The sequence below is a fragment of the Streptomyces sp. NPDC045998 genome, assembly GCF_056430285.1.
The window spans coordinates 95,419-117,990 of sequence record NZ_JBWKLJ010000010.1 but is presented as its reverse complement, the minus strand read 5'-3'; the positions used below and the strand labels follow the sequence as shown (position 1 = coordinate 117,990).

At 72.7% G+C, this 22,572-nt stretch carries 18 protein-coding genes and 1 pseudogene; 10 read left to right on the top strand and 9 right to left on the bottom strand.

Features of this window, described 5'->3' with window-relative positions; genetic code table 11:
* The first annotated feature begins 120 nt into the window (after window positions 1-120).
* The 5 genes from AC07FJ_RS27320 to AC07FJ_RS27300 are packed head-to-tail and all read left to right on the top strand — an operon-like array spanning window position 121 to window position 7,173.
* Window positions 121-1,623 (top strand): aldehyde dehydrogenase family protein, encoded by a 1,503-nt coding sequence (locus AC07FJ_RS27320; RefSeq protein WP_479051966.1) that lies wholly within the window; start codon window positions 121-123, stop codon window positions 1,621-1,623.
* Between the two features lie 16 nt (window positions 1,624-1,639).
* Window positions 1,640-3,190, top strand: a complete 1,551-nt coding sequence (locus tag AC07FJ_RS27315; RefSeq protein WP_479051964.1) for a GMC family oxidoreductase — start codon at window positions 1,640-1,642, stop codon at window positions 3,188-3,190.
* Window positions 3,187-4,284: a quaternary amine ABC transporter ATP-binding protein gene (locus AC07FJ_RS27310; RefSeq protein ID WP_479051962.1), complete on the top strand. Its 1,098-nt coding sequence runs from the start codon at window positions 3,187-3,189 to the stop codon at window positions 4,282-4,284. Before AC07FJ_RS27315 ends, AC07FJ_RS27310 begins: the two co-directional genes overlap by 4 nt.
* Window positions 4,281-6,224: an ABC transporter permease subunit gene (locus AC07FJ_RS27305; protein WP_479051960.1), complete on the top strand. Its 1,944-nt coding sequence runs from the start codon at window positions 4,281-4,283 to the stop codon at window positions 6,222-6,224. The genes AC07FJ_RS27310 and AC07FJ_RS27305 overlap by 4 nt, the downstream gene beginning before the upstream one ends.
* Window positions 6,214-7,173 carry an ABC transporter substrate-binding protein gene (locus AC07FJ_RS27300; RefSeq protein ID WP_479051959.1) on the top strand — a complete coding sequence of 320 codons (960 nt, stop codon included), beginning with the start codon at window positions 6,214-6,216 and terminating at the stop codon, window positions 7,171-7,173. The genes AC07FJ_RS27305 and AC07FJ_RS27300 overlap by 11 nt, the downstream gene beginning before the upstream one ends.
* A 6-nt stretch (window positions 7,174-7,179) precedes the next feature.
* Here the strand turns inward: AC07FJ_RS27300 and AC07FJ_RS27295 are convergent, their stop codons facing one another.
* The 4 genes from AC07FJ_RS27295 to AC07FJ_RS27280 form a co-directional block, all read right to left on the bottom strand.
* Complete coding sequence (locus tag AC07FJ_RS27295; RefSeq protein WP_479051957.1) at window positions 7,180-7,680, bottom strand: DUF1203 domain-containing protein; 501 nt, start codon at window positions 7,678-7,680, stop codon at window positions 7,180-7,182.
* 74 nt (window positions 7,681-7,754) lie between these two features.
* Window positions 7,755-8,150 carry a DUF6193 family natural product biosynthesis protein gene (locus AC07FJ_RS27290; RefSeq protein WP_479051955.1) on the bottom strand — a complete coding sequence of 132 codons (396 nt, stop codon included), beginning with the start codon at window positions 8,148-8,150 and terminating at the stop codon, window positions 7,755-7,757.
* 56 nt (window positions 8,151-8,206) lie between these two features.
* On the bottom strand, window positions 8,207-8,404 hold the full coding sequence (locus tag AC07FJ_RS27285) for a DUF397 domain-containing protein (RefSeq protein WP_479051954.1): 198 nt from the start codon (window positions 8,402-8,404) through the stop codon (window positions 8,207-8,209).
* Between the two features lie 4 nt (window positions 8,405-8,408).
* Complete coding sequence (locus AC07FJ_RS27280) at window positions 8,409-9,290, bottom strand: helix-turn-helix domain-containing protein (protein WP_479051953.1); 882 nt, start codon at window positions 9,288-9,290, stop codon at window positions 8,409-8,411.
* A 233-nt stretch (window positions 9,291-9,523) separates the two neighbouring features.
* Here AC07FJ_RS27280 and AC07FJ_RS27275 point away from each other — a divergent pair, with 233 nt between their 5' ends.
* The gene (locus AC07FJ_RS27275; protein ID WP_479051951.1) at window positions 9,524-9,934 is read left to right on the top strand and encodes an ATP-binding protein; all 411 of its coding nucleotides are present in this window, start codon (window positions 9,524-9,526) and stop codon (window positions 9,932-9,934) included.
* 435 nt (window positions 9,935-10,369) lie between these two features.
* On the opposite strand, the gene AC07FJ_RS27270 is transcribed toward AC07FJ_RS27275, so the two are convergent.
* Together AC07FJ_RS27270 and AC07FJ_RS27265 are read right to left on the bottom strand one after the other, a co-directional pair.
* Entirely contained in the window at window positions 10,370-11,545 is a 1,176-nt protein-coding gene (locus AC07FJ_RS27270) for a protein-L-isoaspartate O-methyltransferase family protein (RefSeq protein ID WP_479051950.1), read from the bottom strand.
* Between the two features lie 2 nt (window positions 11,546-11,547).
* Window positions 11,548-11,670 (bottom strand): hypothetical protein, encoded by a 123-nt coding sequence (locus AC07FJ_RS27265; protein ID WP_479051948.1) that lies wholly within the window; start codon window positions 11,668-11,670, stop codon window positions 11,548-11,550.
* Window positions 11,671-11,799: 129 nt separating this feature from the next.
* Here AC07FJ_RS27265 and AC07FJ_RS27260 point away from each other — a divergent pair, with 129 nt between their 5' ends.
* Entirely contained in the window at window positions 11,800-12,606 is an 807-nt protein-coding gene (locus tag AC07FJ_RS27260) for a helix-turn-helix domain-containing protein (protein WP_479051947.1), read from the top strand.
* 865 nt (window positions 12,607-13,471) lie between these two features.
* Here AC07FJ_RS27260 and AC07FJ_RS27255 read toward each other — a convergent pair.
* A pseudogene (locus AC07FJ_RS27255) lies at window positions 13,472-14,050 on the bottom strand (DUF2867 domain-containing protein); the annotation flags it as partial.
* A gap of 107 nt (window positions 14,051-14,157) precedes the next feature.
* On the opposite strand from AC07FJ_RS27255, the gene AC07FJ_RS27250 reads away from it, so the two are divergent.
* Entirely contained in the window at window positions 14,158-14,727 is a 570-nt protein-coding gene (locus AC07FJ_RS27250) for a TetR/AcrR family transcriptional regulator (RefSeq protein WP_479051946.1), read from the top strand.
* 256 nt (window positions 14,728-14,983) lie between these two features.
* Window positions 14,984-16,378, top strand: coding sequence for a cellulase family glycosylhydrolase (locus tag AC07FJ_RS27245; RefSeq protein WP_479051945.1), 1,395 nt, complete (start codon window positions 14,984-14,986; stop codon window positions 16,376-16,378).
* 74 nt (window positions 16,379-16,452) lie between these two features.
* Here the strand turns inward: AC07FJ_RS27245 and AC07FJ_RS27240 are convergent, their stop codons facing one another.
* Together AC07FJ_RS27240 and AC07FJ_RS27235 are read right to left on the bottom strand one after the other, a co-directional pair.
* Complete coding sequence (locus tag AC07FJ_RS27240; protein ID WP_479052132.1) at window positions 16,453-18,636, bottom strand: SpoIIE family protein phosphatase; 2,184 nt, start codon at window positions 18,634-18,636, stop codon at window positions 16,453-16,455.
* Window positions 18,637-18,708: 72 nt separating this feature from the next.
* Window positions 18,709-21,729 carry a SpoIIE family protein phosphatase gene (locus AC07FJ_RS27235; RefSeq protein WP_479051944.1) on the bottom strand — a complete coding sequence of 1,007 codons (3,021 nt, stop codon included), beginning with the start codon at window positions 21,727-21,729 and terminating at the stop codon, window positions 18,709-18,711.
* 68 nt (window positions 21,730-21,797) lie between these two features.
* Here AC07FJ_RS27235 and AC07FJ_RS27230 point away from each other — a divergent pair, with 68 nt between their 5' ends.
* Window positions 21,798-22,571, top strand: coding sequence for an SDR family oxidoreductase (locus AC07FJ_RS27230; RefSeq protein ID WP_479051942.1), 774 nt, complete (start codon window positions 21,798-21,800; stop codon window positions 22,569-22,571).
* The last annotated feature ends 1 nt before the right edge of the window (window position 22,572 follow it).

Here is a 22,572-nt window from a genome sequence, read left to right as displayed (position 1 = left end):
CCACTTTCGCGGACTGATTCCGCATGCTTTCCGCCGCTCCGGGCAGGGTCCCCGGTCGCCGACCACCGTCGGTGACGACCACCCGACCAGGACAGGCACAACGGAAGGCAGAACGCGACCGTGGCGGAACAACAGACCATCCACGTGGGCGGAGAGTGGCGCGCGGCCGCCTCCGGAGCCACCAGGGACATCCTCGACCCGGCCGACGCCACGACCCTCGCGGTCGTGGCGGAAGGCGGCGCCGAGGACACGGACGCCGCCGTCGCCGCCGCCCGCGCGGCATTCGACGGGGGCCGCGGCGCCTGGCCGCGCACCCCCGTCGCCGAGCGGGCCGCGCTGCTGCGCCGCGTCGCCGACCTGCTCGTGCGCGACCGCGAGAAGCTCGGCCTGCTGGAGAGCCGCGACGCCGGCAAGACCCTCGAAGAGGGCCGGATCGACGTCGACTGCGTCGCCGACGCCTTCCGCTACTACGCCGACCTCGTCGCCGCCGAGAGCGGCGGCCGCGTCGTCGACGCCGGCTCACCCGACGTCCACAGCGTCGTCGTCCACGAACCCGTCGGCGTGTGCGCGTTGATCACGCCCTGGAACTACCCGCTGCTCCAGGCCAGTTGGAAGATCGCGCCGGCCCTCGCCGCGGGCAACACCTTCGTCGTCAAGCCCAGCGAGATCACCCCGCTGACCACCGTCGCCCTCATCGAGCTGCTGGTGGAGGCGGGCCTCCCGGCCGGTGTCGCCAACCTTGTCACCGGCCCCGGCGACCCCGTCGGCGCCCGCCTCGCCGAACACCCCGACGTCGACCTGGTGTCGTTCACCGGCGGCCTCGTCAGCGGTACGAAGGTGATGCGCGCCGCCGCCGACACCGTCAAGAAGGTCGCCCTCGAATTGGGCGGCAAGAACCCCAACGTCGTCTTCGCCGACGCCTGCGCGACCGACGAGGGCTTCGACACCGCCGTCGACCAGGCGCTCAACGCCGCCTTCATCCACAGCGGCCAGGTCTGCTCGGCCGGCTCCCGCCTCATCGTCGAGGAGTCGGTGCGCGAACGCTTCGTCGCCGAACTCGCCCGCCGCGCCGAGCGGATCCGCATCGGCCGCGGCACCGACGAGGGCGTCGAGTGCGGCCCGCTCGTCTCCGCCCAGCAGCTCGCCCGCACCGAGGAGTACGTCGCCTCCGCCCTCGCCGAGGGCGCGGTCCTGCGCGCGGGCGGCGAACGCCCCGGCGGCCCGGAGCACGCGAGCGGCTACTTCTACCGCCCGACCGTCCTCGACCGGTGCCACCGCGCCATGCGCGTCGTACGCGAGGAGGTCTTCGGGCCCGTCCTGACCGTCGAGACCTTCCGTACGGAGGACGAGGCCGTCGCCCTCGCCAACGACACCGAGTACGGCCTCGCGGGCGGCGTCTGGACCGCCGACCCCGGCCGGGCGCGGCGCGTCGCCGGGCGGCTGCGCCACGGCACCGTCTGGATCAACGACTTCCACCCCTACCTGCCGCAGGCGGAGTGGGGCGGCTTCGGCAAGAGCGGCATCGGGCGCGAGCTCGGCCCCTCCGGGCTCGCCGAGTACCGCGAGTCCAAGCACGTCTACCAGAACCTGGCCCCGCGCCCCGTGCGCTGGTTCGCGGGCTGACCAGCGGGAGAACCTTGTGAACAGCGACACCCACGCGTACGAGCACGAGCACGAGTACGACTACGTCATCGTCGGCGGCGGGACCGCCGGTTCCGTCATCGCGCACCGCCTCACGGCCGACCCCGACGTCACCGTCGCCGTCATCGAGGGTGGCCCCAGCGACGTCGACCGCCCCGACGTCCTCACCCTGCGCCGCTGGATGGGCCTCCTCGGCGGCGACCTGGACTACGACTACCCCACCACCCCGCAGCCACGCGGCAACTCCCACATCCGGCACAGCCGCGCCCGCGTGCTGGGCGGCTGCTCCTCCCACAACACCCTCATCTCCTTCAAGCCGCTGCCGTCCGACTGGGACGAGTGGGAGGAGGCGGGTGCCGAGGGCTGGCACGCGGCCGCCATGGACCCGTACTACGACAAGCTCCTCAACAACATCGTGTCGGTCGACGAGAAGGACCGGAACGCCATCGCCCGCGACTTCGTCGACGCCGCCCAGGCCGCGCTCGGCGTCCCGCGCGTCGAGGGCTTCAACGAGAAGCCCTTCCACGAGGGCGTCGGCTTCTTCGACCTCGCCTACCACCCCGAGACCAACAAGCGCTCGTCGGCGTCGGTCGCGTACCTCCACCCGATCATGGACCAGCGGCCCAACCTGCGGCTGATGCTGGAGACCTGGGCGTACCGGCTGGAGCTCGACGGTACGACCGCGCGCGGCGTTCACGTCCGTACGAAGGACGGCGAGGAGCGGCTCGTCACCGCCCGCCGCGAGGTCGTCGTCTGCGCCGGTGCCGTGGACACGCCCCGGCTGCTGCTGCACTCCGGCATCGGCCCCAAGGCCGACCTGGAGAAGCTGGGCATCCCGGTGGTGCACGACCTGCCGGGCGTCGGCGAGAACCTCCTCGACCACCCCGAGTCGGTCATCGTCTGGGAGACCCACGGGCCGATCCCCGAGAACTCCGCCATGGACAGCGACGCGGGGCTGTTCGTCCGCCGCGACCCGCAGTCGCCGGGGCCGGACCTGATGTTCCACTTCTACCAGATCCCCTTCACCGACAACCCCGAGCGCCTCGGCTACGAACGCCCCGCGCACGGCGTGTCGATGACGCCGAACATCCCCAAGCCGCGCAGCCGCGGGCGGCTCTACCTCACCAGCGCCGACCCCGAGGTCAAGCCGGCCCTCGACTTCCGCTACTTCACGGACGAGGACGACTACGACGGCCGCACCCTCGTCGACGGCATCCGCCTCGCGCGCGAGATCGCCAAGACCGAGCCGCTGGCCGGCTGGCTCAAGCGCGAGGTCTGCCCCGGACCGGAGGTCACCGACGAGGAGGAGCTCAGCGCGTATGCCCGGCAGGTCGCGCACACCGTCTACCACCCGGCCGGCACCTGCCGCATGGGCGCCGAGGGCGACGAACTCGCCGTCGTCGCCCCCGACCTGAAGGTCCGGGGCCTGGACGGCATCCGGATCGCCGACGCGTCCGTCTTCCCGACCATCCCGGCCGTCAACCCGATGATCGGCGTGCTGATGGTCGGGGAGAAGGCCGCCGATCTGCTGCGAGGTGACGCCCGATGAGCACTCCTGCGAGTACCCCCGTCTTCTCCGTCCAGAACCTGTGGAAGGTCTTCGGCCCCAAGGCCGAACGCATACCCGGCTCGCCCGAGCTGGCCGCCCTCCCCGCCGCCGAGCTGCGCGAGCGCACCGGCTGCACCGCCGCCGTCCGCGACGTCTCCTTCGACGTGCGCAAGGGCGAGGTCTTCGTCGTCATGGGCCTCTCCGGCTCCGGCAAGTCCACCCTCGTCCGCTGCCTGACCCGGCTCATCGAGCCGACCTCCGGCACCGTCGCCATCGACGGCGAGGACGTCACGGCCATGGACAAGAACCGGCTGCGCGAACTGCGCCGCCACCGCGCCGCCATGGTCTTCCAGCACTTCGGCCTGCTGCCGCACCGCACGGTCCTCGACAACGTCGCCTACGGCCTCGAGATCCAGGGCGTCGCGCGCGCCGAGCGCCGCGCCAAGGCCGCCGAGGTCGTCGCCAAGGTCGGCCTGGAGGGCATGGAGGACCGCACGCCCGCCCAGCTCTCCGGCGGCCAGCAGCAGCGCGTGGGCCTCGCCCGCGCCCTCGCCGTCGACCCCGAGGTGCTGCTCTTCGACGAGCCCTTCAGCGCACTGGACCCGCTCATCCGGCGCGACATGCAGGAGGAGGTCGTACGCCTCCACCGCGAGGAGGGCCGCACGATGGTCTTCATCACCCACGACCTGAACGAGGCGCTGCGCCTCGGCGACCGCATCGCCCTGATGCGCGACGGCCGGATCGTGCAGCTCGGCACGCCCGAGGAGATCGTCGGCGCGCCCGCCGACGCGTACGTCCGCGACTTCGTGCGCGACGTGCCGCGCGAGCAGGTCATGACGGTACGCACCGCCATGCGGCCGCCCTGCGACGCCGACGGCGCCACCGAGTCGGCGGCGGCCGTCACCCCGGGCGCGACCGTCTCCGAGGCCATCGAGGCGGTCGCCCGCAGCGGCGGCCCCGTGCGCGTCGTCGACGGCGGCCGGTGGGTGGGGGTCGTGGACCACAAGGACCTGCTGTCGGTGGTGGCGGGAATCCCCACCGGCGAGGCGGCACCCACGAGTGACCCCGCCGCCGGGCGGAAGGCGGCGGCATGACCGCAGCCGTCACCACCCCCGTCCACCAGAGCGAGCGCGGACGGCAGTCCCGGCTGCCGACCGCCGTGCGCCTCCTCCGCGGGTACTGGCCGCTGGCCGCCGCGCTCGTCGTCCTCCCGCTCGGCGCCCTCCTCGCGGGCGGCGGCAGCTGGCCCGCCGCGCTCGAAGTCGACCTCTCCGGCCCGCTCGGCTCGGCCAGCGACTGGATCATCGACCACCGCGACAGCCACCCCCTGTTCCTCTACTTCTTCGGGCACATCAGCAACGCCGTCGTCCTCTCCGTGCGCGCCGTCTACCTCGTGCTGCTCGCCGCCGGATGGGCCGGTGTCACCGCCGCCGCGGGCGTCATCGCCTGGCGCGTCGCGGGCCTGCGCCTCGGGCTCACCGCCGTCGGCGCGTTCGCCGTGTGCGGGCTGCTCGGCATGTGGGTGCCCACCATGCAGACCCTCGCCCTGATGGTCGTCGCCGTGGCCGCGTCCGTCGCGCTCGGCGCGCTGCTCGGCCTCGCGGCCGGTCTCTCGGACCGTACGTACCGGGCGCTGCGGCCCGTGCTCGACACCATGCAGGTGCTGCCCGCGTTCGCGTACCTGCTCCCCGTCGTCCTCGTCTTCGGCATCGGCGTACCGGCGGCCGTCCTCGCGACCGTCGTCTACGCCGCCCCGCCCATGGCCCGCCTCACCGCGCTGGGCCTGCGCGGCGCCGACGCGGGGGTGCTGGAAGCCTCCGCCTCGCTCGGCGCGACCGGGCGGCAGCGGCTGCTCACCGCGCGCCTCCCGCTGGCGCGCAAGGAGCTGCTCCTCGGCGTCAACCAGTCGATCATGATGGCGCTGTCCATGGCGGTCATCGCCTCCGTCATCGGCGCCGGCGGCCTCGGCGACCGCGTCTACCAGGCCCTCGCCTCCGTCGACGTCGGTGCCGCGCTCGCCGCGGGCATCCCGATCGTGCTGCTGGCCGTGGTGATGGACCGTACGGCGACAGGCGCGCGTTCCCGGGCCGGCGGCCGCCGCGAGTGGGCCGCCTGCGCGGTGGGCGTGGTGGCCGCCGCCGTGACCGGCCGGCTGGCCGGCGGGCTCAGCTGGCCCGCGGCGTGGCACCTCGACATCGCGGGGCCGGTCAACCGGGCCGTCGACTGGATGACCGCCCACCTCTACTCGGGCGTCCCCGTCGTCGGCGGCACGGCCGACTGGGCGGGCCACTTCACCCACTGGGTGCTCGACCCCGTCCGCGACGGCCTCCAGGCCCTGCCCTGGTGGACCCTCCTGCTGCTCGTCGGCGTGCTGGCGCTGCTGGTCGGCACCTGGCGCACGGCGCTGACGGCCGTCACCGCGATGGCCGCCATCGGAGTGCTCGGCGTCTGGGACGCGTCCCTCGACACGCTTTCGCAGGTGCTCGCCGCCGTGGCGGTCACGCTCGTGCTGGGCTTCGCCGTCGCGGTCGCCGCCGCGCGCAGCGCGCGGGTCGAACGCTGTCTGCGCCCGGTCCTGGACGTCTTCCAGACGATGCCGCAGTTCGTCTACCTCATCCCGGTGGTGGCCCTCTTCGGCGTGGGCCGCGCCCCGGCGGTCGCCGCCGCCGTGGTGTACGCGCTGCCCGCCGTCGTCCGCATCACCACGCAGGGCCTGCGGGGCGTCGACCCGGTGGCGCTGGAGTCGGCGCGGTCGCTGGGCGCGACGGGCTGGCAGCAGCTGCGCCAGGTCCAGCTCCCGCTCGCGCGGCCGGCGCTGCTGCTGGCCGTGAACCAGGCGGTCGTGCTCGTCCTCGCCGTCGTCATCATCGGCGGCCTGGTGGGCGGCGGGGCGCTCGGTTACGACGTCGTCTTCGGCCTCGCGCAGGGCGACCTGGCGACCGGCCTGGTCGCGGGCGCGGCGATCGTATGCCTGGGCCTGATGCTCGACCGGGTGACCCAGCCGACCGGAAAGGAGGCCGGACATGCCGCGTAAGCGCGTGATGGCCCCCCTGATCGCCGCCCTGACCCTGCTCCCCCTGACGGCGTGCGGCGCGGCGGACATGACCAAGCAGGCGTCCCCGTACGCCGCCGCCCGGGGCGCGAAGACGGTCACGCTCTCCGTCCCCTCGTGGGTGGGCGCGCAGGCCAACGTCGCCGTCGCCCAGTACCTCCTCGAACACGAGCTGGGCTACCGCGTCGACACCGTCCAGATCGACGAGGTGCCGGCCTGGGACGCGCTCAGCCAGGGCCGGGTGGACGCCCTCCTGGAGGACTGGGGCCACCCGGAGGAGGAGAAGCGGTACGTCGACGACAAGAAGACCGTCGTACGCGGCGGCGACCTCGGCGTCACCGGCCACATCGGCTGGTACGTCCCCACGTACTTCGCCGAGGCCCACCCGGACGTCACCGACTGGAAGAACCTGAACAAGTACGCCGACCAGCTGCGGACGGCGGAGAGCGGCGGCAAGGGCCAGCTGCTCGACGGCTCTCCGTCGTACGTCACGAACGACAAGGCGCTCGTGAAGAACCTCGACCTGGACTACAAGGTCGTCTTCGCGGGCTCCGAGGCGGCGCAGATCACCCAGATCAAGCAGTTCGCCAAGGAGAAGAAGCCCTTCCTGACGTACTGGTACAAGCCGCAGTGGCTCTTCGAGAAGGTGCCGATGACGGAGGTGAAGCTGCCCGCGTACAAGGAGGGCTGCGACGCCGACCCGGAGAAGGTCGCCTGCGCGTACCCTCACACGCCGCTGCAGAAGTTCCTCAACGCCGACTTCGCCCGGAAGGGCGGGGAGGCGGCCGCCTTCCTGAAGAACTTCCGCTGGACGACGGAGGCGCAGAACGACGTCGCGCTGATGATCGCCGAGGAGAAGCTGTCGCCGGAGGAGGCCGCCGAGAAGTGGGTCAAGGCGAACGAGCCGACGTGGCGGGCGTGGCTTCCGTAACACCGGTCACCGGCGGCGCACCTCGGCCATGAAGCAGCCGAACAGCACGGCGCGGATGTGCACCAGCGCCACCGCCGGGTCGGCGAACACCTCGCGCAGCGCGTGACCCACCTCGTCGGCACGCTCCTGGGGGACCTCCAGGAGCGTGCCCCCGAGGATGTGCCCGCGCGCGTCGTACGCCCGGAGCACCCGCAGCGCGCCGTGCATCTCCACCGGATAGCCCCCGCCCGGGCGCGGCCCCGCGCACTCCTCGGCGTGGATGAACACGGGCCCGCACTCGTCGTACGCCCCCGGCTCGGCCCCGGTCTCCGCCGCCCAGCGCCGCAGGGGCGCGTACGCCACGAGCAGCAGCCGCTCGCCGGCCTCGCTGTGCCGCAGGCAGCAGCGCAGCGGGGCCCCGCCCTCCGTGTCGGTGACGGTCTCGCGCCTGATCCCGGCGTCATCCCGCACGCGCAACTCCCGCAGGACGGCGGGTGGGATGGCCCGTACTTCGTAGGTGGTGGTCATGCCGCCAGCATCGACGGCCCCGCCTCACGGCGCTGGCGGGATTCGGACGTCGCGTAACCGAGCGGAGCGGCCCTTCAGCCTTCGTCACTCTGCTGCGTTGCGGCTTCGTGGGCCGCGAGTTCCTCGGGGGTACCCACGAAGGCGGGACCGCAGCCGGCCGGCAGGCGCTCAACCACCATGGCGATCGCCTCCTGCGCGGTAGCCGCGGGACCCACCGTCTCACTGCGGAGGGGGCCGGAGACCCAGTACGTGCCGCCGAGGGCGGGCTGGATGTAGGGGATGTCCCAGGTCCACCGTTGCCCGGTGCAGCGACTGAAGTGCAGTTCCCCCATCCCGGTCCAGGGGAACGACCGGCGCAGGCGGGGTTCCGCGTACGCCGCTTCCAGCAGTTCGGGCTCCACGCGTCCGTCGTCCCGTACTTTCTGCCAGCCCGCTTCGACGAGTGCGTCGCCCGCTGCGTCCCTGTTCATGGTCCCCATCATGCGGGGGAAGGCTGATCGGTCCCAGCGGGAACGCCGGACGCGAACTACCCGGACACGGGGGCAGGGCCGTATCCCAGCCCCTCCGTGAACGCAGCCCACGCGACGGGAGCGATGCCGAGTATGGGGCCGTCGGGGGCCTTGGAGTCCCGTACGGCGACGGCGCCGGGCACGTTGAGGGCGACCTCGACGCACTCGCCACCGGCGGTGCTGTAGGACGACTTTACGAACTCGAAGCGGCTCACTTGTCTAGCTCTCCTCCATGACGCGCCTGATGAGCGACCGGGAGTCGGTCTGCGCGAGTGCCTGCCGAGCGGCTCGGTCGAAAATGACCGCGTGGTGCGCAGCGTCCTGCTCGCTCTCCAGCCACAGGCTAGAGGAGGGTGTGTCGAGGTGGACCACGTCCATCGCGCCGGAGTCGGCGAACGACATGACGCTGAACGCACCCGCCATCCCAGCGTGTGCACCGGCCAGGTACGGCAGCACCTGAAGCCGGATGTTGGGCTGCTCCGTGAGCTTCAGCAGGTGCGCCAGCTGGGCGCGCATCACCTCGCGGCCTCCCACCTGCTGGCGCACAGCTCCCTCGCTGACGAGGGCCCAGACCTGTATGGGGCGTTCGCCGGTGAGTCGCTCCTGGCGGGCAATGCGTGCTTCCACGTACCGCTCGATCTCGTCCGGGTCCTCCCAGAGGCCGGCGCCGACGTGAAGCGCACGGGCATAGTCAGGGGTCTGGAACAGTCCGGGCAGGACGGCGATCTGAAGTGTCCTGACCCTTACGGCTACGTCCTCCAGCGCGACGTACTCGACCTGTGCACGTAGCTCGGGGTACTGATCCCACCAGCCCCGGGCCTTGCGGCGGTCACGATCCGTTCTGGCAAGGTCGAGCAGGCCCTGAGTGAGCGCGGGGTCTGTGGCGGCATACAGCTCGCACAGTGCCTTGATGTCAGGGTCCCGGACCGGCACCCAGCCGCGCTCCATCTTGACGACCTTCGTCGCCGTCGCGCTCAGCGCCTCGGCGGCCTCGGCCTGCGTCTTGCCCGCCCGTTCGCGCAGGCGCAGCAATTCACCACCGAGCTTGCGCCCCAGGACGGTTGATGTTCCGCCGAGCGCGGGCTGCCGCCTCGGTGCCATGCGGTCACCTCCTTGTGTGGGGGTCAGTGTGCCGGGCGCGTTCCCTCACGGACAAGCCATTCCAATCTCAGGAATATATTCCTGAGAACTACTTGCCTGGCTACTCTCGCTCTCCGTACGGTGTGTAGCGAACCGCTCGCAGAGCGCCATCAGTTGGCGGAAGTGCACCGGCCTGCCCGCGCAGCGCACGGCATCGCCACCGCCTCCCCGACCGCACAAGGAGGTGCGCGTCTATGGATGCGTTGTCCGAGGCTCGTTACGACGTCGCCAACTACCGGCCCCGGCTGGCTTCCGTACCGACCGCCAGACGCCGTGTGGCGCGGCTCGTACGGGAATGGGGCTGCCCAGCGCTCGTCGAGGACGCCGCGCTTCTCGCCTCCGAGCTGGCGACCAATGCCCTGCTGCACGGCTGCTTGCGCGACCGGCTGTTTCGCGTGGAGCTCTTCCTCGCTGGGGCGGTCCTACGGGTCGCGGTGACAGACCCGAAGGGGGAGCGGTTGCCGACGCCGCGAACGACCTGCGCTGAGCAGCAGTTCGGACGCGGGCTGCTCATCGTCGAGTCCGTCGCGGCTCGGTGGGGCGTGGAGGAGCTTACGGTCGGCAAAACGGTATGGGCGGAGCTGGTCTCGGTGCCGGAGGGCTGAGGCTTGGCCCTCGGGGCGGGCCGACTGCGGTTGGTCGCGGTGTGGGCCGCCCTCGCTCCGAGTGTGGCGGGTTCCGTCGGCCCGTCAAGGGCGCTGCGCGTCGGCTGCGCCGATGGGCTTCGCCCACCCCTTGACGGGCCGTCTCCACCCGCCTTTTCACACTCGGTGGGCGGCCCGGGGGAGCGGGCCCGGTGCAGGTCTGTTTGTGGCGGGGCTGCGTTCCCCGGCGGCGGGTGTGTGGGTGGTGGTGCGCGGCATTGGAATGGGGCGGCCCGGGCCGGTTCGGCGACTGCCGCCAGGTGGCGGGCCGGGGCACAGGCTGGTGGCTCGGGTTGGTGAGTGGGCGGGGGCTGGGGTCACGGCACCTATGGCCAAACGCCCCCGTACAGCCGCTCGGGCCATACGGGGGGCGCTCTTTGCGCTCAGGGTCACCGGTCATACCGGCCAGCTGTCCTTGGGATCGTCCAGCCAGGTCCGGTGACCCACGGAGGTGACCGTGAGGCCGAACCGTGTGACGTCCGGCGCGCCCCGGTTAAGCCACCAGCGGTAGGCCGTTTCCACCTCATTCCAGAGCCGACGCGCGCCGGACTGCCAGACCGTGGCCTCTCCCTGGCCGTCCCGGAACATCACGCACGCCCATGACCGGTCGGTCAGCCCGTAGAACCACACGGGGCGTGCCCCGTCTCTCTTCGGGGCGACCACCTGCACGCAGTGCCGGACGCGTAGGCCGAGCACGAACGGCAGGGTCGTGTACTGCCCGGTGACGAACTCCGCCTCCGTCACGGCCGTGGTGGACTTGGCAGCCCTCTCCGTGGCGTCCTCGCCGACGTATTCGGCGTGGTGAGGGCCCGATAGCCGCTGGGTGCGGAGCTTCATGAACTCGACGTGCCGGGTGAAGTGCCCCATTGCTTGCCCGTTCGTGACCGTCAGGCGGGCCACGGCGTCACCGCTGCTGAAGTCGGTTCCCCACGGGGCGACGATCAGCCCCCCGTGCCGGGTCTGCTCGATCCAGGCAGGTGGGACCTTCCGCAGCCCGACGGTGGCGAGGATGCGGTCGTAGGGGCCACCGGCCCCGTGTCCCGCGAAGCCGTCGCCGACGACCACCTCCGGATACAGCCCCGCCCGACACAGCCGTTCCCGAGCATGGGCCGACACCATCGGGTCAACCTCGATCGTGGCCACCTGGTGTGCCCCGCAGCGGTGCGTCAGCGCGCCGGCCGTTTCACCGGTGCCCGTACCGACATCGAGCACCCGCATGCCCTCATCGGCCGCAAGGTCGCCGAGCAGGGAGTAGACGACCGAAGGCATAGAGGAGGAACTGGTCGACAGGTTGCCCGGGGCGCGGCCCGTGTGCCTGCCGTCGTCCCACTGCGTCACGATCGGGGCGTTGCTGTCCGCCGCCGCGTACCAGGAGTCTGGATCCTCCGCCTTGTGGACGGGAACGCTCGTGTGCTGTTCGGTGTCGTACGGCCACAGGAGATCTGGCAGGAACAACGCCCGGTCCACAGCCTCGAACGTCGGAACCCAGTCCGAGGCGAGCGCGCCGACGTGGAGGAGCGCACGCCCCAGCTCCTTTCGGCCGGGGCGCGTCGCCTGTACGTCGATGCCCACTGTCAGCCCTTGGGTGGATTGGGGACGCCGGGGCCGCCATCAGGGGTCGGCGGCTGATGCGGGCCGGGGTAGGGCTCGCCGGGGAGCTTGTCTCCGCCGACGGCCTTCGTGGTCACGCTGAACATGTGCTTCTCCCATCTGTCGAAGTGCTGCATCCGCCCCGCCGCTTCCGTCATAAAGTGCCCGGAGGTATTGCCTGGCGGAAGGCGCGCGGGACCTCATCCCGGTCCAAGCGGTAGAACTCCCCGCGGGCTATGGCGGCGCGGAGCTCCGACTCACCGGTCTCCAGCGGTGTGGTGGCCCTCGCCTCCTGGGTCATGCCACAGGTGTACTCCGTGGCGAACCGGTTACGGAGGGGCATGCAGGGGGGCATTATGTGGTCCATGCCCATCGGACAGCTGATCCGCGACTTAAGAGGCGCACTAGGGTGGACGCAAGCCCAACTTGCCGAAGCGCTGAACACATCAGTCGATGACTCTGGGGGCGCGCCCGGGCGTGACGCTGTCAAGCGCTGGGAATCGGGCAGGGTCATTCCCAGCAACTACTGGTTGCTGCACCTGTCCCAGGTGTTGGATGTCCCTCTTGGCAAACTAAAGACCGAAGCTACGCTCGACCGTGTGAGCCGTCGTTCTTTTTTCGGCCTAGGCGCCCTGGTGGGCGCACATGGAAAGCTGGCGTCGGAGATCGTCTCCAGCATCCCTGGGCGTGACCCGCTCCCTCTCGCCACGGTTCAGACTGGCCACGGCACTGACCTCGTCATCGCCGCCATGGCTGACAAAGCCTCCACAACTCCGCTCAGCCGATGGATGGTTGGCGGAGCCGAGCCGATCCTCCGTGTGAACGCGGCAGGCATTCTGGCCAAGATGCCAGGCGGGTGGCGGCTGCCAGGCAGGATTCCCCCGCCCGAGCCCCGACCAGCCCCAGCCACCAGCTTGGACCCCAACCGGTCAGGGGCCGCACCCGCCGGGACGGCCCCTGCCGCCCCACACCACCACCGCGCACCCACCACCCACCGAAGCGAGGTCTTGAACCTCAACCAACAGACGGTCCGCACCCGCTGAGCCAAGCCGGGACACCCCATTTCGCTGCCGCGCAGCCCACCGCACACCCGGCGCCCGGCAGCGCGCCCGCGCCGCCCACGCACGTCCGCCGCCGGCCCTCACCCCGGGCCGCCCTCCCGAGAGAGAAATCGCGGGTGGAGGCGGCCAGTCAAGGGTGGGCGAAGCCCATCGGCGCAGCCGACGCGACCAACGGGAGCGCCCTTGACGGGGCGGCGGAGGCCGCGACTCTCGGGAAGGAGGGCGGCCACACCTCGCCCCCGCGCGGGCGTCCCTCCCCCGGGGGCCCAGCCCGCCCCCGTACCACGCCACCGACGTCGGCCGCAGGGGCGGATTCCTCCGCCTACGAGGGCGATCCGGTGCCGGGCCGGCGTGCCCGGATCTTCGCCGCCGCGTCGCGGAGCAGGCCGGGTGCCAGCCGGCGGTGGAGGGCGGAAGACGGCGTCCAGATGATCCGGCCGAGGAGTCGTTCATGGCGCAGGACCGTCACCAGGGACACCCGCCCATCGACCGCCCGGATGACGAGGTTGCCGCTGAGAAACCACGACGCCGCCTCGAGCCTGACCCAGTCTTCGCCACGCTCGGCGAGCCGCCAGCCGGCCACGGTGTCCGGCGATCGCCCCCGGCTGAGCCGCAGACCGAGCAGGCCGCGCCAGATCACTCGTGCCGGGAGGCTGGGCACGTCGCCGAACATCGCCCGGGCCCACTCCTCCGGGCTCGCCTCGGCGTCCGCGGTGAGGGTGAACATGTCGACGTAGTCGGCGTCGGGCAACGAACCGAGGGCGAGCACCGACGCCGGGACCGACGCCGGGACGTTGTCCTTCCACACGGCGCTTTCGACGGCTTCCGGGCTGCCGCCTTCCTGAACCGGGCCCCCGCGCTCCCGCCAGGCGCGTTCCCATTGCCGGGTCAGCGCCGGGTAGACGATGAGATGGCGGAACGGCGCGATGGCGGCCATGTACAGCCGGCCCATCAGGCCGTTGGGCTTCACGAGGACCGCCATGCGCAGCTCGTGCTCGCCGCTCGCGGTCGGAACCCATCCGAGATGCATGATCGTGTGAACGGTCTTGTTCGCCAGTTCGCGGGCGCACTCGTCGTCGAGCCCGTACACCGGGGTGAACGGACCGAATGCCGAGCCGGCAGGCACCGCGCGGAGGTCACGCGGCAGGCGGTCGCGCAGCGACGGAACCCGCGCCGCGATACCCGCTTCGGGCTTGTCCAGGCCGAAGAGGGCGCCGAGCTTCCAGCGCACCGCGAAGAGGAACCGGACCACAGGGGACTGGCTCGCGGTTCCGTCGGCCGCCTCCATCGCGGCGAGCATCATGGGGAAGTCATCGGGCCCGGCGCCGGGCGTGCGGTAGGCCCACACGTCCTCCAGCCGGAAGTCTCGGGTGAGTTCGTGGATCCGCCACGGCTGATCGGTGTGGGCTGATTCCGGGAGCCTCATGGCCACTGCCGCCTTCCCTGTCATGGGACATATACGGGTGCGTATAAGTGAGCCTAGTAGAGTTGTACGGCACCGTATATCTCTGGAGTGGTGAGGTGGGACACGTCGTGGGAGCTCCTCGCACGCCGCGTGGCAGGTGGATCGAGGAAGGGCTGCAGGTCCTGGCCGAAGGCGGCCCGGATGCCGTCCGCGTCGAGGCGCTGGCCAAGCGGATCGGCGTGACGAAGGGCGGTTTCTACGGGTACTTCGCCGACCGCGGCGCGCTGCTCGAGGCGATGCTGGACGCCTGGGAGCGGGAGAGTGTCGACGAGGTGCTCGACCGCGTCGAGCGCGAGGGCGGCGACCCCAAAACCAAGATCCAGCGGGCGGGCGCACTCACCTTCTCCAACGACCGTCTGCTGCCCATCGATCTGGCGATCCGCGACTGGGCCCGGCGCGACGAGGCGGTCGCCGAGCGCCTGCGAAGGGTCGACAACGCGCGCATGGCGCTGCTGCGCCAGATGATCGGCACCTTCTGCTCCGACGCGGACGAGGTCGAGGCCCGCAGCCTGCTCGCCTTCTGCGTGGCGATCGGTGAGAACTTCCTCGCCGCCGACCACGGCGGGCGCACCCGGGCCGAGGTCCTCGCCCGCGCCGCCGACCTGCTGCTCAACCGGCCCGCGCCAGGTCGCGCGTGAGCGTGCGGGCGCGCTGGCGGCGCCCAGTGCCCGTCGAGCGCTGGGCTGCGTAAGTCCACGCCGCTCAGGAGAAGTCGCCGACGGCCGGATCCTGCGCAAGGCGCCCCGGCCGTCCGTCGCATCGCCGTCGAATTCCCGTCGAATTCCCCGGTCGCATGCCTGTACGCGCGTCGCCGCGCCGGTGTACCGTCCGGGCCGATGGGTTTTGGGAGCGCTCCCATCGTGCTCGTATCCGCTTCGCACGAGGAGGAACGCGATGAAACGCTTTGTGGCCTTACTCGCCACCTGCGCGACGGCTCTGGGCCTCACCGCACTGGCCGGCTCCCCGGCCGCGGCCGCCACCGGCTGCAAGGTCGACTACACGATCACCAACCAGTGGCAGGGCGGCTTCCAGGCCGGGGTGAAGGTGACCAACCTGGGCGACCCCGTCACCGGCTGGACCCTCACGTTCACCCTGCCGGACGCCGGACAGAAGGTCGTCCAGGGCTGGAACGCCACCTGGTCGCAGACCGGTTCCACCGTCAGCGCCGCCGCCGTCGACTGGAACCGCACCCTGGCCACCGGCGCGGCCACCGACCTGGGGTTCACGGGCTCGTTCACCGGCGCCAACCCCAAGCCCACGGCGTTCGCGCTCAACGGCGTGGCCTGCACGGGCTCCGTCGGAGGCGACGAACCCCCGCCGGACCCGGGCCCGGGCCCCAACCCGGGCACCGGCACCCCCGTGGGCGTCAACGGACAGCTCCACGTCTGCGGTGTGAACCTCTGCAACCAGTACAACCGCCCCATCCAGCTGCGGGGCATGAGCACCCACGGCATCCAGTGGTTCGCCAAGTGCTACAACAACGCGTCCCTGGACGCGCTGGCGAAGGACTGGAAGTCGGACCTGCTCCGCATCGCCATGTACGTCCAGGAGCAGGGGTACGAGACCGACCCGGCGGGCTTCACCGCCCGCGTCAACAGCCTCGTCGACATGGCCGAGGCGCGCGGCATGTACGCCATGATCGACTTCCACACCCTGACGCCGGGCGACCCCAACTACAACCTGGAGCGCGCGAAGACGTTCTTCAAGTCCGTCGCCACCCGCAACGCCGCCAAGAAGAACGTCATCTACGAGATCGCCAACGAGCCCAACGGCGTGAGCTGGGCCGCCATCAAGAGCTACGCCGAGCAGGTCATCCCGGTGATCCGGGCCGCCGACCCGGACGCCGTCGTCATCGTCGGCACCCGCGGCTGGTCCTCGCTCGGTGTCTCGGACGGCTCCAACGAGACCGAGGTCGTCAACAACCCGGTCAACGCCACCAACATCATGTACGCGTTCCACTTCTACGCGGCGAGCCACCAGGACCCCTACCGCGCCGCGGTGAGCCGGGCCGCCACGAAGCTGCCGCTCTTCGTCACGGAGTTCGGCACGGTGACCTACACCGGCGGCGGCGCGGTGGACCAGGCCAGCAGCAAGGCATGGCTGGACCTGCTCGACCAGCACAAGATCGGCTACGCGAACTGGACGTACTCCGACGCCAACGAGGGCAGCGCGGCCTTCAAGCCGGGCACCTGCAACGGCACGGACTACAGCAGCAGCGGCGTACTGACCGAGTCCGGGGCGCTGATGAAGAGCCGCATCAGCACCCCCGACGCCTTCCCGACCAGCTGACCAGCTGACCGGAGGCACGAGAGGAGGGGCTCCGGCCGACCGCCGGGGCCCCGTCCGGCAGCGGTGCGGACCGCTCACGCCCCCGTCGCCCGCAGCAGCATCAGCGCGATGTCGTCGGTGCGGTGGTGCGTGGGCCGGGCGTGGTGGAGGAGCGCGGCCATGACCTGCTCGAGGTCCTCCTCCGCGGCCCGTTCGTCGAGGTGGGCGGCGACCTCGGTGATGGCCTCCTCGATGTCCGTACCGGTGGTTTCGACCAGGCCGTCGGTGTAGAGGGCCAGCAGGGTGCCGGGGTGCAGCGGGATGTCCGTCACCGGGTACGCGGCGTCCGGCGCGACGCCGAGGACCGGACCCGGTGGGACGTCCAGGGGGTGGGCGGCGCCGTCCGGCCGGCGCAGCAGTGGCGGCGGGTGGCCCGCGTTGACGAGGTGGGCGCGGCGGTTCCCGAGGTCGAGGTGGGCGTACAGGCAGGTGGTGAAGAGGCCCGGGTCGAGGTCGAGGAGCAGGCGGTTGGTGCGGGCCAGTACCTCGTCGGGTGCCGCGCCGGCGGTCGCGTGGGTGTGGACGGCCGTACGGACCTGGCCCATGAGCGCGGCGGCGGAGACGTTGTGGCCCTGGACGTCGCCGATGACGGCCGCCGCCGTGGTGGAGTCGAGGCGGATCAGGTCGTAGAAGTCGCCGCCGATGTCCATGCCCCGGGTGGCGGGGAGGTAGCGGGCGGCGACGCTCAGGCCCGTGACGGCGGGCAGCGTGTGGGGCAGCAGGGCCTGCTGGAGGCCGTGGGCGAGCTGGTGCTTGGCGTCGTACAGCCGCGCCCGGTCCAGCGCCTGCGCGATCAGCCCCGCGAGGGAGGTGAGGACGGCGCGCTCCTCGGCGGGGAAGGGCCTCGGGTGGTCGTACGTCAGGACGCAGATGCCGACCGGGCGGCCGGAGATGATCAGCGGCAGGAACGCCCACGCCTGCTTGCCGCTGATCAGCGGCGCCTTCGGGTAGATGCGCGCCATGTCGTCGGGGTGCGTGAAGAACGACGGCACCCCGGTGGCGAGGGCCCGTCCCGCCGGAGTGAGGCGCGTGTCGAGGGGGAGGCCGTCGAGGCGTTCGATGACGTGCCGCGGATACCCGCGCGAGCCGGTGATCCGCAGGCGCCCGGAGTCGGCGGTGGACAGCACCAGACCGTGCGCGCCGAAGGCCGGCATGATCTGGTCGGCGACCAGGTCCACCACGTCCTGCACCCCGACGGCCTCGGTGAGCGTGGCCGCCAGGTGCATCAGCTGGTACAGCTGCCCCGCCCGCGCCGGTGCCGCCGCCGGGAGCGGCTGGTCGGGCTCCGGGCCGGGCTCCGGGCCGGGCTCCGAGCCGGGCTCCCGGCCCGGCGTGGTCTCGGGCGTGGTGTCGGGCGTGGGGCCGGCCGCCGGACGGGGACCGGTGCTCGACGGGGTGATGCGTACGCTGATGCCGCTCGCGTCCGGGTACAGCCGGAAGTCCAGCCACCGGTCGGGCGGGCGGCACGCCGTGAACGACACGGGCCGGCGGCTCAGGACCGCCGCGCGGTAGCGGTCCTCGTACACCGGGTCGTCGAGCCACGGCAGCGACTGCCACGGCATGGTGCCCAGCAGGCTTTCGGCGCCGCGCCCGAGCAGCTCGGCGCCCCGGGTGCTCAGGTACGTCACCCGCCCCTGGAGGTCCAGCCCGCAGCAGCCTTCGGGCAGCCGCTCCGCGAAGTCGGCTGCGGGGAGGGCGGGTTGGGGCGCCACCGGTTCCGGTGCGGCCAGGACGCGCGGCCGCTCGGGTGGCGTCACCGGGCGGCCGGCGTCCGCGGCCTCGTCCAGCAGCCGGGCCAGCCGGCGGCTGCTGGAGGCGATGTGGCCGCGTTCGCGCCGCGTCGTGCGCGGCGGATGGTTCCCCGGCCACATCAGCAGCAGCGTGCCCCAGCAGCGGTCGCCGGTGACGGGCACGGCGGCCAGCGCCAGCGGGTACGGCAGCGCCACCGCGGTCCGCGGATACGTACGGGCCATCTCCTCCTGGCCGCCGACCCAGACGAGGCGGTTCTCCCGGACCGCGTCCGCCACCGGAGCCGGGGCGGCCGTCGCGACCCGCGTCCACGGCCCGACCAGCTCGGCCGGCACACCGCCCACCACGACCAGGCGCAGCACCTGCTCCTGCGGCCGCAGGAGGTAGAAGGCGCCGATGGACGCGCCGGTACGGCGCATGGTCTCGCCGAGCGCCGCGTCCAGCACCGCGTCCGCCCCGGCGGGGTCCATGGCCGGGGCCCGATCTGCGGCCGGGTCCGCGTTCACGGGGTCCTCCCGGCGCTGTCCGGGCCCGCCCAGGGCTCAGCCCAGGTCGTCGAACATGTCCAGCAGCGCATGCTCGTCCGCCTCTGCCTCCGGCGTCGCCCGCCGTTCGGTGTGCGCGACCTGCTCCGCCCACACCGTCTTCCCCTGCGGCATGTAGCGGGCGCCCCAGCTCTTGGTGAACTGCGCCACCAGGAACAGTCCGCGTCCGCCCTCCTCGGTGGTGGCGGCGCGCCGGATGCGCGGGGAGGAGTTGCTGTGGTCGGACACCTCGCAGATCAGCGTCCCGTCGCGCAGCAGCCGCAGCGCCACCGGCCCCGCACCGCCGTACCGCACGGCGTTGGTCACCAGCTCGCTCACCACCAGTCCCGTGGTGAACTCCAGGTGTGCCAGGTCCCAGTCGATGAGTTTGTGGCGTACGAGCGAACGGGCCTCGGCCACCACCGACGGGTCGGCGGGCAGCTCCCAGCAGGCCACCCGGTCCTCGGGGAGCGCGCGTACCCGCGCCAGCAGCAGGGCCACGTCGTCGCGGGGCCCGTCGGGCAGCAGGATGTCCGTGATCCGGTCGCAGGTCCGGTCCAGCGAGCCGTCCCGGTCGCCCAGCGCGGCCAGCAGCCGGTCCGTGCGCGCGTCGGAGACCTCGTACCCGCGCTCCTCCTTGAGCAGGCCGTCGGTGTACAGCGCCAGCAGGCTGTCCGGCGCGAGGTCGACGGAGGCGGACTCGTACGGCTGGAGCCCGCCGAGTCCGAGCGGCGGGCCGGCCGGCAGGTCGATCAGGCGGGCCGTGCCGTCCGGCGTCACCACGGCGGGCGGCGGATGCCCGGCCCTGGCGGCCGTGCAGCGGCACGACACCGGGTCGTACACCGCGTACAGGCAGGTCGCCGCCATGGCGGGGTCCGGCTCCGGGTCGTCCGCCGAGCCGGGGTCCGCCGGTGTGTCCGACGGCGTCCCGGAGGCGCGGCCGACCAGTTCGTCCAGGTGGGCGAGGACCTCCTCGGGCGGCAGGTCCAGCCCGGCCAGGGTGCGTACGGCGGTACGCAGGCGGCCCATGGTCGCCGCCGCCTGCAGGCCGTGCCCGGCCACGTCCCCGACGACCAGCGCCACCCGCATCCCTGACAGCGGGATCGCGTCGAACCAGTCACCGCCCACCCCCACCCCGGTGCCGGTGTCGGCGGGCAGGTAGCGGAAGGCGAGCTCGGCGGCGGTCAGCCGGGGCAGGTCGCGGGGGAGCAGGCTGCGCTGGAGGGTGAGGGAGGCGGTGCGCTCGCGGCTGAAGCGGCGGGCGTTGTCCACGCTGATCGCGGCGCGGGCCGCGAGCTCGCCCGCCAGGGTGAGGTCGTCCTCCTCGTACGGCCTGTCCCGGCCGCGACGGTAGAAGCCCGCCAGCCCGAGGATGGCGCCCCGGGCGCACAGCGGGGCGCCCAGGTAGGAGTGCACGCCCTCGCCGAGGAGCTCGACGGGGTGGGCGCCGCCCACGGAGGCGGCCGCCGCGGCCGCCGCGGGTACCGAGTCGGCGACCGGCCGCCCGGTGCGCAGGCAGCGGGCCTGCGGGGTGCCGGGCGCATAGTGGACGGGCCGGCCGACGCCCCGGGCGGAGTCGTGGCCCCCGGTCCCGGTGGCCCGCACGGCGTCCCCGGCGTCTCCGGCGGCCCCGGCGGCGTCCTCGGCCGACCAGGCGGCGGTACGGGACAGCCCCGCGCCCGGGGCCAGCGGGCCCGGCGGGGGCTCCTCGCCCGCCAGGACGCCGTCGACGAGGTCCACCACGACCAGGTCGGCGAAGCGCGGCACCGCGATCTCGGCCAGTTCCTCGGCGGTGCGCCGCATGTCGAGCGTGGTGCCGACGCGTACGCCGGCTTCGTTGAGGAGGCCCAGCCGCCCGCGGGCCTCGGCGGCGAGGCGGCCGACGCCCGGGTCGCCCACGAGCAGGAGCCACGCGTCCGGACGGCCTCCCGCGGCAGCGCCGGACGGCTCGTGCGGCTCCTTCGGCTCCTGCGGCTCCTGCGGCGGGGGCGGCCCCTGCGGCTCCGGTGGACCGGCGGGGGCGGGCGGCCGGTGGAGCAGCGGCACCTCCCGCCCGTCGGGAGCGGTCGCCATGGGCGTACGGGTGGCCGTGGCGGTCGTACCGGTGGAGCCCGTCGTCGCTGTCGCTGTCGCAGTCGCCGTCGCCGCAGTCGTCGTCGTCATCGGCAGCGACGTACGCCGTACGTCGGGGAGGAAGCTGACCTCGACCGCCGCGCCCTCGGCGTCGCCGTGGCGCAGCTGCCTGCGGCGCAGCGCGGCGATGCGGCCGCCCGCCAGGGTGACCTCGGCGAAGGACTCGTCGTTCGAGGAGATCAGCTGGACCGCGGCCTCCAGCAGGGCGAGCCGCTCCCGGCGGGCCAGCCGGGGCGCCTCACCGCCGGGTCCGGCCAGCTCGCCGGAGTGCAGGTCGAGGCGGGCGTGCCCGCCGCGCTCCCGCTCCCGGAGGAAGGAGCGCATGAGGTCGCGCTCCTTCGCGGAGCTCAGCTCCAGCAGCCGCTCGGCGATGCGTTCGGTGGCGTCCTGGAGCAGGACGGCCATGCCCGGCTCGGCGAGCGACTCGGGGACGGAGAGGTTGACGGCGCCCTGGACCGTACCGCCCACGGGGTCGAACACCGGGGCCGCCATGCAGGTCAGGGACTTGAGGTTGTGCAGGAAGTGCTCGTGGCCGACGACCACGAACGGCGAGCGGGTGCTCAGCACCATGCTGACGCTGCTGGTGCCCATGAAGCGCTCGTCGACGTTGGCGCCGGTGACCAGGGAGGCCTCGTTCATGAGCTCCAGCCCCACGGGGTCGCCCCACCGCTCCACGATGTTCGCGCGGGCGTCCGCCAGCGCCACGGTGACCGGAAGCCCGGCGAACCGGCGGCACAGCCTCTCCAGCACCGGCGTGGCGGCCCTGATCAACCGCGAGTCGGGATCCAGGTCGCCCTCGACGGGCAGTGCCACGCCCTCGGTGTCGATGCCCAGCGACTGCGAGCGCTCCCAGGAGGCGAGGATCTCCGCGCGCACTCCGCCACTGCGGGTCGGATACGAGTCCACAAAACTAGGTTAATCGGGCAAATGGTGCAGTGCTAACGTCGGGCCAAAGCCATGATCACGGGGAAGCCGTGGAACACCCGACGAACCAGCCGCGTCCGGTCACCGTCGTCACCGTCGTCACCGGCGGCAGCCGCGGCATCGGCGCGGCCACCTGCGTCCGGCTGGCGCGCGACGGACACGACCTCCTTCTGGGATACGTCGCCGACGCCGGCGCCGCCGAACGGACCGCGGCCGCCGTACGGGCGGCCGGGGCGCGGTGCGTCACCGTACGGGCCGACACCTCCGTCGAGGCGGACGTGGAGAGGCTGTTCGACACCGCCGCGGCCGCGCTGGGCCCGGTCACCGGCCTGGTGAACAACGCGGGCGTGACCGGCCCGCTGGGCAGGCTCGCCGACGCCCGCACCGAGGACCTGCGGCGGGTCGTCGAGGTGAACCTCCTCGGCTACCTGCTGTGCTGCCGCCGAGCCGCCCGCGACATGGCGGGGCCCGGGCGGTCCGGCGGCGCCATCGTCAACCTCTCGTCGGCCGCCGCCACGCTCGGCGCCCCCGGCGACTACGTCCACTACGCCGCCACCAAGGCGGCCACTGACGCCCTGACCATCGGCCTGTCCAAGGAGCTGGGCCCGGCCGGCATCCGGGTCAACGCGGTCGCCCCCGGCATCATCGACACCGACATGCACGCCGCCATGGGCGACCCCGACCGACCGGCCAAGGCCGCCGCCGCGATCCCCCTCGGCCGCCCCGGCGAGCCCTCCGAGGTGGCCGCCGCCATCGCCTGGCTGCTGTCGCCGGACGCCTCGTACACCACCGGCACGGTCCTGCGGGTCTCCGGCGGCCGGTGAG